15 protein-coding genes are annotated in these 13593 nt (G+C 33.3%); 5 read left to right on the forward strand and 10 right to left on the reverse strand.

Annotation, left to right across the window (positions count from 1 at the left end):
• Position 1 precedes the first annotated feature (1 nt).
• The 5 genes from prmA to R4B61_RS06115 form a co-directional block, all read right to left on the reverse strand.
• Positions 2-874: a 50S ribosomal protein L11 methyltransferase gene (gene prmA, locus R4B61_RS06095; protein WP_413627376.1), complete on the reverse strand. Its 873-nt coding sequence runs from the start codon at positions 872-874 to the stop codon at positions 2-4.
• A gap of 55 nt (positions 875-929) precedes the next feature.
• Positions 930-1268, reverse strand: a complete 339-nt coding sequence (locus R4B61_RS06100; RefSeq protein WP_413627377.1) for a hypothetical protein — start codon at positions 1266-1268, stop codon at positions 930-932.
• 119 nt (positions 1269-1387) lie between these two features.
• Positions 1388-1777, reverse strand: a complete 390-nt coding sequence (locus tag R4B61_RS06105) for a VOC family protein (protein WP_413627378.1) — start codon at positions 1775-1777, stop codon at positions 1388-1390.
• A gap of 223 nt (positions 1778-2000) precedes the next feature.
• Complete coding sequence (locus R4B61_RS06110; RefSeq protein ID WP_413627379.1) at positions 2001-2303, reverse strand: DUF2316 family protein; 303 nt, start codon at positions 2301-2303, stop codon at positions 2001-2003.
• A complete protein-coding gene (locus R4B61_RS06115) occupies positions 2290-2922 on the reverse strand; it encodes a TetR/AcrR family transcriptional regulator (protein ID WP_413627380.1) in 633 nt (210 codons plus the stop codon). Before R4B61_RS06115 ends, R4B61_RS06110 begins: the two co-directional genes overlap by 14 nt.
• A 128-nt stretch (positions 2923-3050) precedes the next feature.
• Between R4B61_RS06115 and R4B61_RS06120 the strand changes: the two genes are divergently transcribed.
• The 3 genes from R4B61_RS06120 to R4B61_RS06130 all read left to right on the forward strand — a co-directional run bounded on the left by R4B61_RS06120 (position 3051) and on the right by R4B61_RS06130 (position 5631).
• On the forward strand, positions 3051-4196 hold the full coding sequence (locus R4B61_RS06120) for a YhgE/Pip domain-containing protein (RefSeq protein ID WP_413627381.1): 1146 nt from the start codon (positions 3051-3053) through the stop codon (positions 4194-4196).
• Between the two features lie 86 nt (positions 4197-4282).
• Positions 4283-4765 (forward strand): helix-turn-helix domain-containing protein, encoded by a 483-nt coding sequence (locus R4B61_RS06125; protein ID WP_413627183.1) that lies wholly within the window; start codon positions 4283-4285, stop codon positions 4763-4765.
• Positions 4738-5631, forward strand: coding sequence for an IS3 family transposase (locus tag R4B61_RS06130; RefSeq protein WP_413628263.1), 894 nt, complete (start codon positions 4738-4740; stop codon positions 5629-5631). The genes R4B61_RS06125 and R4B61_RS06130 overlap by 28 nt, the downstream gene beginning before the upstream one ends.
• 52 nt (positions 5632-5683) lie before the next feature.
• Here the strand turns inward: R4B61_RS06130 and R4B61_RS06135 are convergent, their stop codons facing one another.
• Entirely contained in the window at positions 5684-6151 is a 468-nt protein-coding gene (locus R4B61_RS06135) for a hypothetical protein (protein WP_413627382.1), read from the reverse strand.
• A 165-nt stretch (positions 6152-6316) separates the two neighbouring features.
• On the opposite strand from R4B61_RS06135, the gene R4B61_RS06140 reads away from it, so the two are divergent.
• Positions 6317-6820: a helix-turn-helix domain-containing protein gene (locus tag R4B61_RS06140; protein ID WP_413627383.1), complete on the forward strand. Its 504-nt coding sequence runs from the start codon at positions 6317-6319 to the stop codon at positions 6818-6820.
• Positions 6820-7674, forward strand: a complete 855-nt coding sequence (locus tag R4B61_RS06145; RefSeq protein WP_413627384.1) for an IS3 family transposase — start codon at positions 6820-6822, stop codon at positions 7672-7674. The genes R4B61_RS06140 and R4B61_RS06145 overlap by 1 nt, the downstream gene beginning before the upstream one ends.
• Before the next feature lie 308 nt (positions 7675-7982).
• Here R4B61_RS06145 and lepA read toward each other — a convergent pair whose 3' ends face one another.
• The 4 genes from lepA to grpE all read right to left on the reverse strand — a co-directional run bounded on the left by lepA (position 7983) and on the right by grpE (position 13581).
• Positions 7983-9821 (reverse strand): translation elongation factor 4, encoded by a 1839-nt coding sequence (gene lepA, locus R4B61_RS06150; protein WP_413627385.1) that lies wholly within the window; start codon positions 9819-9821, stop codon positions 7983-7985.
• Positions 9822-9925: 104 nt separating this feature from the next.
• Positions 9926-11074, reverse strand: a complete 1149-nt coding sequence (gene dnaJ / locus R4B61_RS06155) for a molecular chaperone DnaJ (protein ID WP_413627386.1) — start codon at positions 11072-11074, stop codon at positions 9926-9928.
• An 89-nt stretch (positions 11075-11163) separates the two neighbouring features.
• Positions 11164-13011: a molecular chaperone DnaK gene (gene dnaK / locus R4B61_RS06160; protein ID WP_413627387.1), complete on the reverse strand. Its 1848-nt coding sequence runs from the start codon at positions 13009-13011 to the stop codon at positions 11164-11166.
• Between the two features lie 27 nt (positions 13012-13038).
• Entirely contained in the window at positions 13039-13581 is a 543-nt protein-coding gene (grpE, locus tag R4B61_RS06165; protein ID WP_413627388.1) for a nucleotide exchange factor GrpE, read from the reverse strand.
• Positions 13582-13593 lie beyond the last annotated feature (12 nt).

Here is a 13593-nt window from a genome sequence, read left to right on the forward strand (position 1 = left end):
TTTATTCTCCTTTAATAGCAACTATAGAACGCCAGTTACCTAATTCACTAATTTGCTCAATCACAAAATTTTGTTCATCCAAAGCAAGTTTTATATCATTCAATTTGTCAGCGTAAATTCCAGCTAGAATTAACTTACCAGATTTATTTAGTCTTTCGTTAACCTGAGGAATTAAAGGTAGTAAAACTTCTGCTAACATATTCGCTACTACTACATCAGCTTTATCAGATATCCCATCTAGCAGACTATTAACACCCAGATCAATATCATGAACGTCATCATTTAATTCAAGGTTTTTTGCTGCTGATTCAATTGCAACGGGATCATTATCCCATGCTCTAATTTTTCCTGCACCTAATTTTTGAGCAACAATACTTAAAACGCCTGACCCAGTACCCACGTCAAAAACTTTTTCTCCACCGCGAATAACATTCTCTAAAGCTTGCATTGACATCTTGGTAGTTGGATGAGTACCGGTTCCAAATGCCATTTTGGGATCAAGTTTTATTAATATTTGATCACCAGTCTCAGGTTGATAATCTTCCCAGGCAGGTACCACAGTTAAAAATCTAGTTACTCTTTCAACATGATAATATGATTCCCATTTATTTGCCCAATCGCTTTGTTTAACCTCATTAATGACTACTTTGGCTTCTCCTGGATTTAATCCGTATTCTTTAAGTGCCTGTGTTTTGGCCGTTACTAGCTTTTGTATTTTTAAAATATCCGTACTACTTGGAAAATACGTAATTACGTTAACTTTATTATTACCTTCTTCAATTTGAATTCCTTGAGCGTCTTGTTCCATTAAAATGTTGGAAACAGCTTCAACTGCCTCATTAGTAGTAATAACTTTCATCTTAATTAAATCCATTTTTACCTCTTTTATCATAATTACAAAAAATGCATCCTAATAAGGATGCATTTATTTACTTATCAAGACCTAATTTTCTCATTTTTTCTTCGTGCAGTTTTTCTTCGTGGACCTCTAAATGAGTTTGCAAATATTTCAACAAACTGCGTTCGGTTTTAAAAATTCGTGGATGTTTTTGCTTGTGCAAACGTAAATCAATCTCTTTGATTTTTTGTCTACCCGTCCATCCATGACCATAGCGAAGAATAATTCGATTATTCAACTTTTCCTTACCAAATCTGAAAATATAAACACTATCTGGAGTAATTAGTGGTCTGATATATCTTTTTTTATAATGATAACCATTTTTACGTAAAAATTGTTTAGTCGTAGCTAACACATTATCATCCTCCATTTTCTAATTTCGATCTAATTACAAATATTATATTTAATAGTACTGGAGCTGGCAAAAAATGGCAAGTATGATTGAAAAATAAAAGCAAGCACTTGTAAGATGCTTGCTTTAATTAAACTCTATTTTACAATTTCACAGAATTCAATTTTTTCATGGTTTGGTCCATAAATATTGAAGAAACGAATCCCTTTATCCCAGAAAGGACGAGTTTGAATCTCAGTATCAATAAGATCTAAATCCATAGCTTTAGCTTCTTTTAATGCAGCATCTGCATCAGTTGTATTTAATGAGAAGTGATTAATTGCTCCATCAAGTTTAGCAGTTTCGTCGCCTTCCCAAGTTTCGATTACTAAATTACCATATTTCATAAATGCACAACGAGCATCGTTATACATAAATACGCCTGCATTTTCAAAACCTAATTTTTCGTAAAATGCAATTGTTTCATCTAAATCAGTTGCTGGAACAGCAACGTGTTGAACGCCTGTAAAGTAATCATTAAGTGCCATAATATCTCTCCTAAATTTTTAAATATAAATCACATTTACGTATGTGAAATGTGTAACAACTCAATTATAAAACATTTGTGATAATTAATAAAGTCATTCCACTATTTATCTAAAACTTATTTAAAAAATATACTTAAGCAAAAAATATAGTTAATAAGATTGTTTTTGTTTGACCTAATGTCTTATTTAGTTTCAAAACGTTATTAACAAATTGTAACATACATTATTTCAATAGAATGCCCTTTTGAATAAATTCCAAATCTAGAAAAAAGTAATTGGCTGGACTGCCAACTAACTTTGTATAGGGAATTGGTTTTTTCCCACTTTTAATAATTTTATCGTTAAGATAATCTCTTAAAATCCAAGGTTCTTCAATTCTTTTTGAATTTAATGCAAAAACATCTGCTAAATGCTGCTTGGTTGTGCCTAAGTCACCAGCAATTTCATCCATAGTAAGTTCTGATAAATCAAAATTTGCTTTTAATTCTTCTTTTGTATTAATTTGTTCTTTTCTATTTAAACTCATCTTTTTCTCCTTTATTAACTGAATCATATAATGTACTTAATGGTCCTTTAATCAACAGTTGTGAAAAAGTTCTTTTTATTTGATTGTGTTCAATCTCTGGATTATTAATCGTGTATTCGATGATTGCCATGTCAGAGGCTACAATAAAATCGATTGCTAATTTAGTGTCAATTCCATTGGTATTTGGTTTAATTTGGCGATCAACACTATTCCAACTCTCTTCCATTCTACTCTGTAACAATTGTTTCAAAATACTATGGAAATTAGGATCACCCTTTTTACTTAACAAAATCGCCAATTTTTCGTAATTATCTTGAATAACATCTAATAAAATATCAACATAGTTCTCCAAATTATTAGCTAATTCTGAAAAGCTAGTACTACTTTCTATTTTGCTTTTCGAAATTGAAGATAATTGACTAATTAAATCTGCCTCAATTATCTCTAGTAATTCATACTTATCTTCAAAATGACGATAAAAAGTCGATCGATTGATACTTGCCTGATTACAAATATCATTAATTGAAACTTCATTTAAATTATAATCTTGCAAAAGTTGGAGAAATGAAGTTTGAATTTTTGAATCAGTCTGATTAATTTTTCTCTCATAACTTCCCATTTGCTTCTCTTCTTTCTAAAATGCGACATATTGCACCATTTTGATTCTTACATAAAACTCCATTCTAGTATATTCTTAGTTACAGATAAAAAGCAACTAAGTGTTTCATTTATAAAGGGGGATTCATTATGAAAAGAATTTTAAAGAATAAATTTTTTGCTTTTGCAGTTTTAGCCGGATTAATTATCACATTAATAATGTCATTTGCTCAGATTCCATCTGCAAAATCAACTATGAAAAACATTCCAATTGGAATTGTTAATGAAGATGGTGGTCAAGTTGGTAATCAACTGACTAAAAAAGTATTAGATAATAAAACTAAGGCTGCTCATTCAGACCAACCAATGTTTAAATGGCACGTGTACCAAAATGCTAGTGACGCCAAAAAAGCACTTAATTTCAACGGCGATTATGCAACTGTTATAATTCCTAAAAATCTAAGTACAGATATGGCTAAATTACCCCAAACTGGTCAACCAATTAAAGTTAAATTAATTATCAATCAAGGTAGAAACAATACTCTTTCTACCAGTATTACCCAAATTCTAAGCGGTATGTTTACTAAGATTGTTTCCGGAATTGGAGCAAACATGCTTAATAAAATGGATAGCATGCACGTTAACATTCCTGCGGGAAAAGCAACTGTGCTAGCTAACCCATTTGAAATCAATACTGAAACCGTTCATAAAACTACTAATTTAGAAAACGCAACTTCAGTCTTCTTCCAACCAATTTGGATTGCTAGTTTAGTTGTAACCTTACTATTCTACTTTGCAAGTAAATCATTCAAACCAAGACACAAAAAAGATGTTTTAAACTTCAAGTTAACAGTAATTGGTTTAGTAGCAGTTATTTCAGCAATGATTGGATTTACGGCAACATTTTATGCTAATACAATTCTAGGATATGATTTTTCTAGCCCCACTAATTTAAGTATTTTCTTATCAATTGCTAGTTTCGCCTTCATTATGTTATTCTCAGGATTCATTTCTTGGCTAGGTATCCCTGGTCTTGCAATCTTCGGTATCCTCCTATTCTTTGGTTTACCACTTCTAATTGTAGCCCCGGAAATGCTACCTACTTTCTATCAAGATTGGGTTCTTCCATGGCTTCCAATGCGATTCTTGTATGAAGGTGTTAGAGAAATGTTATATTACAATGATCAAATCTTTAACCAAAACACAATTTCATTATTAGTAACTGCGTTAATTGGAACAGTACTATTCTTCTTTGAAACTTTTAACAAACGTCACAAAAACACTTTTATTAAATAAAGTTTTAAACTAAAAAAGACTTATTTTGAGTTATATGAAGTGAACCCCCTGAGTTGGAGTAAATCCAAAACTCAGGGGGTTTTATTATGTTTTCAGCTAAAATAAAGAAACAAGTTTTAAGTGAATATCTACAGGGAACTTCGTCCCTATTACTTATGAAAAAGTATGGTATCAAAGGAACTGCGACGATTTATCAGTGGCTCAATCTATTTAAAATTTTTGGCGATCAAGGATTAGAAAATTGTCGGAGGAAGACATTTTATGACTATTCCTTTAAAATCAAAGTTATCAAATGGCGACAAGAACATCATGCCTCATATCCAGCAACTGCAACCCATTTCAGATTGAAACAACCGATGATAGTTTGGGACTGGGAACGAAAACTGATTGAGGGACGTCTTAAGCCATATAAAGGACGGTCTTTAAAAATGACAGATAAATCTAAACAATCTAAGACATTGAAACAACTTCAGGAGGAAAACGAGCTTTTACGATTTCGGGTAGCATACTTGGAAAAACTCGAAGCCTTGGCACAGAAAAAATCTCAAACAAAGAAAAAGCCCAGCTAATAACTGAGCTAAGGCGTAAATTCAATGTTAAATTAGTTGTAGCTTTAAAAGCAGTACACATGTCGAGCAGCAGTTACCACGATGCACTTCATCGTAAATATCAATCAGGATCATCAACGTTAGTTGATGAGATTAAAAGTATTCGTTTGGAAAATCCTGATTACGGTTACCGAACAGTGACTTTAGCGCTTAAAAATAAGGGAATCATCGTTAATCACAAGGCAGTACTTCGTATTATGCGTGAAAATAATCTACTTTGTCAGGCATTCAATCGACGAACGAAAAAGTATAACTCTTATAAAGGAACTGTAGGTACAGTTACCCATAACCGTTTAAATCGTCGTTTTAAAACGAATCGTCCATTTCAAAAAATCGTTACTGATGTAACGGAGGTCCGTTGGGGTAATCAAACGATCAACGAACGTGCATACTTTACAGCTTATATGGACCTTTATAATGGAGAAATTCTTGAATGGAACATTGGTCGTAGACCAACGGTAGACTTTGTCACACGACCCCTTAAACGATTAGTGGCAAGATGTTCATCCTTACCATACCGTATGACAATTCATTCGGATCAAGGGTTTCAGTATCAGAACTTTAGGTACGTGAATATTTTGCGACAAGCTCGCGTTTTCCAAAGCATGAGCCGCAAGGCCACATGCCTAGATAATGCGGTAGCTGAAAGTATCTTTCACATTCTTAAAGTTGGCACGGTTCACAATTATCAATACCAAAACTACGAAGAGCTAGAATCTGCCATTACAAATTACGTAGATTATTACAATAAACATCGTATTAAAACAAAATTGGCCGGTATGTCACCGGTAAAATACCGGGAACATACCAGCCAATTAGTAGCTTAGAAATTCACTCCAATTTATGGGGTTCACTTCATATATCTCAAAATAAGTCTTTTTATTTAGTATTTCTTAGGATTCTCATTCGTAAAATAACGTGCATAACTCCTAAAATTAACATTACACAGTTAATTACCCAAAATAATAATGTAGCTGGATGTAACCCAAAATGATGGATTAATTCACCAGTTTTTCCGATTCCATTAAAAGCACCAGCCATAGAAACATAGAACCAAGCAATGGCTTTCAATTCAAAACTTTTTAATTCTTTTTTATTAACAAGTGAGAAATCAGCATCACTAATTATTTGTTTTAGTCTTTTTCTTTCCAGATAAATTTTAAGTGGTGGAATTATCCAAAACCATGGTGATATTTTATGATAATTTTTACCTACTTTTTTAAAGCTTGAAATAACTTCTTGATATTCCGTTAATTCTAAAAATGCCTGCAACAGTGGAAACGAAAAAAGAAACCATTCGCCTAAAAAGCCTAAAATAATCACAAAATTTCCTTGAAAGTTTTCCAATTTAATCTCCTCCATCACTATTTTAAAATTAATTGACTATTTTTATAGTCTAACTAATAAATTAATTTACAAATAACTTAGTTAAAGTAAAAAGCCCTCCATCAAATAGGATGGTGATGTGAACCCCACAAGTTGGACAATAATCTAACTTGTGGGGTTTTTGTTATGCCAAGAATAAATTACGAAGTAAAAAATAAAATTATAGAAGAATATTTTAACGGAATTGGGTCAACTACGTTGTCCCAAAAGTACCATGTTTCAAAATCGGTTATATTAGTATGGATTAATAGAATTAAAAACAAAAATTTCAGCATGATTAGTTGTAAAAATCGTCATCAAATAGAGTATTCTTTAGAATTTAAAATTAAAGTATTGAAATATAAAAATTCAAATAATTCTACTTTATCGGAATTGTGCAATAAATTTAAAATACATTCTGAAAGTACTATCTATTTTTGGCAACATCAGTTTGATGAATTAGGTATAATCGGATTATCAAGAAAACGAGGTAATCCCAAAATGACTAAAAACAAGATAACAAAACAAACTAAATTATCAAAAGATGAAAGATTGAAGCAACTTGAAGAAGAAAATTTAATGCTTAGAATTCAAAATGAATATCTAAAAAAACTGAAAGCCTTAGATCAAAAACAAACAAAGAAAAAGTAATGGTAATTGATGATTTAAGGCGTAAATTCAAGGTTAGTTTAAGTTTCATTTTAAGAGCCGTTAAATTACCTAGAAGTAACTATTATTACGCGATTTCATCGCATTCAATAAACAAAGATGTAAATATAATTAAACTAATAAAAGAGATTAAGGAAAACAATCCTAATTATGGGTATAGAAGAGTTACATTGGCACTTAATAATGCTGGTAAAAATGTTAACCATAAACGTGTACTTCGAATTATGAAAAAACATAATCTTCTATCATCAGTTTTCGGAAAGAAAAGACGTAGATATAATTCTTACGAAGGTAATGTTGGTAAAAGATTTAAAAACAGATTGAATCGTCGATTCAATACTCCAATTCCGTTTCAAAAATTAGCATCAGATACAACAGAACTAAGATATGGAAATCAAAGTATCAATGAACGAATATATTTAAATCCAGTTTTAGATTTGTTTTCTGGTGAAATTATTTCATATAGTGTTAGTGATCATCCTGATTTTGATTCAGTTTTTTCACCAATTAAAGAAGCTGTTTTAAAATTGCCTAAAACAAAATTCAAAAGATTCTTTCATTCTGATCAGGGTGTTCACTATCAAAATAAACGTTTAAATAAATTTCTAAGGAAAAACCGCATTACCCAAAGCATGTCACGTAAAGCAACGTGTTTAGATAATGCGGTTATTGAATCATTTTTTCACATTTTAAAAATTGAAATAGGAAACAATTTTAATACAAAAGAGGAACTAATAAATTCCGTTAGGAATTGGATTTATTATTACAATAATTATCGTATTAAAACAAAACTAGGAGGCAAATCTCCGATTCAATATCGAAAACTTGTCTCCTAGAAAGGCTAAATAATGTGTCCAACTTTATGGGTTCACATCATGGTGAGCTTTTCGATATGATATCAATACACAAAGGTATTGGGGAAAGCATTATGTCTCGAAAATTATATAGCGCGCAACCGACTCTTGTCAATAGTTTATTTGTAATAAGTTACAATTTTTTTACAAAAAACACACATCCAATGTTTTCGATAAAATCAGTATCAAAAATAACATTAGAAGTGTGTAGTTTTGCCAACAATTAGAAAAAATGTTGGCAAACTGATGGCAAAATAGATATTTTATAATTTCCACAAAGACAAGAATACCTATTTACCGGGCTTTTGCTCCTCGTCAGTTTGCAATACGGACATGAAGGCTGCTTGTGGTATTTCTACCTTACCAACCGATTTCATTCGCTTCTTACCCCGTTTTTGCTTTTCTAAAAGCTTAGCACGACGGTCAGGGTCACCAGTATGAATTTTAGACGTAACATCCTTACGATAGGCCTTAATATTTGTTCTAGCAATAATTTTAGCACCAATGGCAGCTTGTACTGGAATTTCAAAGTTTTGTCTTGGAATAATCTCTTTCAGCTTTTTAACTATATCTCGACTACGTTCATCCGCAAATTGACGATGAGAAATAAAACTTAAAGCATCTACGCGATCACCATTCAGTAAAATATCTACTTTAACTAAATCACTTTGTTGATATTCGTCAACTTCATAGTCTAACGAAGCATATCCATGTGTGCTTGATTTTAGGCGATCAAAGAAATTAAAAATTATTTCTGATAATGGCATTTGATAAATAACATTAACTCGAACATCATCTAAATATTCCATAGTTACAAAATCACCACGACGTGCTTGACAAAGCTTCATAACAGCGCCGACATAATCATTAGGAACCAACAAGGTTGCTTTAACGTAAGGTTCTTTAATCGCCTTAATTGCCGAAACGTCCGGCATTTCTGAAGGATTTTCCACTTCAACAGTGGATCCATCGTTCATTTCAACATGATAAGTAACCGATGGAGCAGTAGTAATTAAATCAAGATTGAATTCTCGTTCTAATCGCTCTTGGATAACATCCATATGAAGTAATCCTAAAAATCCACAACGGAATCCAAAACCTAAAGCTTGAGAAACTTCTGGTTCAAACTCTAGTGCTGCATCGTTTAATTTTAATTTTTCTAAGGCTTCTCGTAAGTCTTCAAATTTAGCGTTATCAGTTGGATAAAGACCTGAATAAACCATTGGAATCATTTCTCGATATCCAGGAAGCGCATGGTCAGTTGGATGATCAGAATTAGTTACAGTGTCTCCCACTCGTGTTTGATTAATATCTTTAATGCTGGCAGTAATATATCCAACATCTCCAGCCATTAGAAAATCTCTAGGGATTGGATGAGGTGAGTTAACTCCTACTTGAATAACTTCATATTCACTACCACTATTCATCAACCTAATTTTATCACCGTGTTTTACGGTCCCCTCGTAAAGGCGAACACTTAAAACTACTCCACGATAATCATCATAAATAGAATCAAAAACTAGCGCTTTTAATGGAGCTTGAATATCTCCCTGGGGAGCAGGAATAAATCTAACAATCTCTTCAATTAATTTATCAACGTTTAATCCTGATTTAGCACTAACTTCAACTGCATCGCTAGTATCAATACCAATCACGTCTTCAATTTCTTGTTTTACTTTTTCTGGTTCAGCTGAAGGTAAGTCAACTTTATTAATAACCGGCAAAATTTCCAAATCATTTTCTAAAGCTAAGTATACGTTTGCTAAAGTTTGGGCTTGAATTCCCTGTGTTGCATCTACAACTAATAAGGCACCTTCACAGGCAGCTAGACTTCGTGATACTTCATAAGAAAAATCAACGTGTCCCGGAGTATCAATTAAATGGAAAATATAATCAGTTCCATCTTTACTCTTGTACTTTAATTCAACGGCATTTAATTTAATCGTAATTCCACGTTCACGTTCTAAATCCATGCTGTCTAATAATTGATCTTTCATTTCTCTTTTAGAAACCGTATCCGTCATCTCTAAAATTCGATCAGCTAAAGTAGATTTACCGTGATCAATATGAGCAACAATTGCAAAGTTTCTTATTTTTTGTTGTTTCTCTTTCATTTTTTGATAATCCACTTTATTACCTACTTTCTAATTCGTATTCCACCAATATAACTCAATTATACCAATGGATTTACTAATAAACAAATAAGGAAGAGACATCCATCTCTTCCTTAAATTTATTTAAGTTTATTCTTTAATCTTTCAAAGAAGCCTTCTTCTTCATCGGGAGTATCTAATCCACTTGCTTCAGCAAATGCACGTAATGCTAATTTTTGATCTGGACTAAGTTTCTTTGGTGTAGAAATCTTAATTTTAACTAGTTCATCACCCTTAGACTCACTATGAAGTTTAGGAGCACCTTGTCCTCTAAGTTTAAAGACAGTTCCTGTTTGAGTACCGGCAGGAATATTCAATTTACCACTACCGTATACAGTATCAACGTCTATTTCGTTACCTAAAGCCGCATCAGTAAATGAAATAGTCTTATTCAAGTAAATTGTTGAACCATCACGTTCAAACTTATCACTAGGAAGGACATTGAAAATAATGTATAAATCACCGTAAGGTCCACCATTTTCACCAGCATTCCCTTGGCCTTGAAGTCTCATTTGTTGACCTTCTTCAACACCAGCAGGTACGTTAACTTCAACTTGGTGATTTTCTTGAACTTTACCAGCCCCACCACACTTAGCACATTTGTCTTTGATAATTTTACCCTTACCTTGACAACGTGGACATGAAGATTGAGTTTGCATTTGTCCCATTGGTGTATTTACCGTTCTGGTAACCATTCCAGAACCATGACAATCAGGACAGGTTTCTGGATTAGTTCCAGGTTTGGCACCCGATCCGTGACAATCAGAACATTGAGCTTCTCTACGGTAATTGATTTTATCTTTCTTACCAAAAATAGCTTCATCAAACTTCAATGTCATTTGGTATTGTAAATCTGCACCTGGTCTTGGTGCATTAGGATCTTGACGTTGACGTCTACCACCGCCACCAAATAAATCACTGAAAATGTCAGAGAAATCACCATAGCCAGCACCACCGGCACCGCCAAAGCCGCCGAATCCACCTCCGGATCCACCACCAAAACCTTGTGGACCATCTGCAGACCCATATTGATCATAGTTGGCACGTTTTTGCTTATCACTTAATACTTCGTAAGCCTCAGTAATATCTTTAAATTTAGCTTCTGCATCAGGAGCTTTGTTGATATCTGGATGGTATTTTTTAGAAAGATGACGATATGCATGACTAATTTCTTTGTCAGAAGCATCTTTTGAAATACCTAAAATATCATAATAATTTTTATCAGCCATTAATTAGCCTCCAAATTCTTTTAAATTAATAAAAACCCAGGCCGACCGAAGTGGCTTGGGCTTTTAAAGTTATTAAATCCTATTTTAAACTATTTCTTGTCATCATCCTTAGTTTCGTGGAAATCACCGTCAACAGTTTGATCATCATCTTTCTTTGATGAGTCACCGTTAGCAGCTCCTTCTTCTCCACCTTGAGCTTGTTGTTGTTGATATAGTTTAACAGCAACTGCTTGAACCTTTTCGTTTAAAGCATCTTTTTTAGCTTTCATATCTTCAAGGTTGCCATCTTCTTTAGCTTTCTTCAATGCTTCTTCAGCATCTTTTACTTCTTTAATTTCATCTTCTGAAACTTTACCTTCAACATCCTTTAAAGTCTTATCAGTTTGGAAGATTAATTGGTCAACTTCATTGTTTAAGTCAACTTCTTCTTTTTTCTTCTTATCTGCTTCTTCATTGGCTTTGGCTTCGTTCATCATCTTTTCGATTTCTTCATCTGAAAGACCATTTGAATCTTTAATGGTAATCTTTTGTTCTTTACCAGTGCCTTTATCCTTAGCAGATACGTTTACGATACCATTCTTATCAATATCGAAAGTAACTTCAATTTGAGGAACTCCACGAGGAGCAGCTGGAATATCTGTTAATTGGAAACGACCTAATGACTTGTTATCAGCTGCCATTGAACGTTCACCTTGAAGAACATGAATATCAACGGCTGTTTGATTATCAGCTGCGGTTGAGAATGTTTGTGACTTAGAAGTTGGAATAGTTGTGTTCTTTTCAATCAACTTAGTCATAACGCCACCCATTGTTTCAATACCTAATGACAATGGAGTAACATCAAGTAAAACAACGTCCTTAACATCACCAGTTAAAACACCACCTTGAACAGCAGCACCAAGAGCAACTGCTTCATCAGGGTTAATTGAGTGGTTAGGTTCTTTACCAGACCAGTTCTTAACTGCTTCTTGAACGGCTGGAATACGAGTTGAACCACCATTTAAGATAACTTCATCAATATCACTTGTACTTAAGCCAGCATCTTTAAGTGCATTTTCAAATGGAACCTTAGTTTTTTCAACTAAGTCTGAAGTTAATTCGTTGAATTTAGCACGTGTAAGAGTTGTTTGTAAGTGAAGTGGACCATTATCGTTTGAAGCAATGAAAGGTAAACTAATTTCAGTTTGGTTTACACCAGACAATTCTTTCTTAGCTTTTTCAGCTGAATCCTTAAGACGTTGTAATGCCATCTTATCTTGTCCAAGATCGATACCATTTTCTTTCTTAAAGTCTGCAACTAACCAATCAATAACACGTTGATCAAAATCGTCACCACCAAGGTGAGTGTCACCGTTAGTTGAAAGAACTTGGAACACACCATCACCTAATTCAAGAACAGAAACATCAAAAGTACCACCACCTAAATCGTAAACTAATACTTTTTCGTCTTTTTCTTGTTTATCTAAACCATATGCTAATGCAGCAGCAGTTGGTTCATTGATAATTCTCTTAACATCTAATCCAGCAATTTTACCAGCATCTTTAGTAGCTTGACGTTGGGCATCATTAAAGTAAGCAGGAACTGTAATAACTGCTTCAGTTACTGTATCTGAAAGGTAGTTTTCAGCGTAACCTTTAATATATTGAAGAATCATAGCTGATACTTGTTGTGGTGTGTATGACTTACCATCAATATCAACTTTGTAACCTTCTTCTCCCATGTGGCTCTTAATTGAACGAATGGTGTTAGGGTTAGTGATTTCTTGACGTTTTGCAACTTCACCAACTTGAATTTCATCGTTTTTAAAAGCTACAACTGAAGGAGTAGTTCTTGAACCATCAGGGTTGGTGATGATTTTTGGTTTTCCACCTTCCATAACTGCAACTGCAGAGTTTGTTGTACCTAAATCAATACCAATAATTTTATTACTTGCCATTATTTTTTACCTCACTTTTTTATTTTTTTATTGAGCTACGACTACCATTGCTGGTCTTAACACGCGGTCAGCAATTTGGTAACCGGTTTGAAGCACTTTAACAACTGTATCAGCTGGATGATCATCATCCGCTGCAACAGTTTGAACTGCTTGATGAAATTCAGGATTGAATTTAACCCCATCAGCTTCAATTTCAGTGATGTTATTATCATTCAATGATTTTTCAAGATGTTTGTATACAATCTCAATTCCATCCATCAATTGTTGCCCGCTATCATTATCAACTTTAACTTGAAGAGCCCGTTTTAAATCATCCATAACCGGAACAATATCCTTAGCTAAACTTTGTGAACCATACTTGGCTAATTCGCTTTGTTCTCTTTGGTTTGCTCTCTGAATATTTTGAATTTCAGCTTGAGCTCTTAGATAATTATTTTGTGAATCCTCTAGTTGTTGTTGTAATTCAGCAATTTGGGCATCAAAAGCAGCGTCTTTTGCTTCATTATTGTCATTATGAGACTCTTCTTCAACAACCTTTTTTGCTTCTTTTTTCTCACTCTTTTTAGTCATTTTAAGCCTCCT

The sequence above is a fragment of the Fructilactobacillus vespulae genome (genome assembly GCF_047324295.1).
In the GTDB taxonomy this organism is placed as follows: Bacteria; Bacillota; Bacilli; order Lactobacillales; family Lactobacillaceae; genus Fructilactobacillus; species Fructilactobacillus vespulae.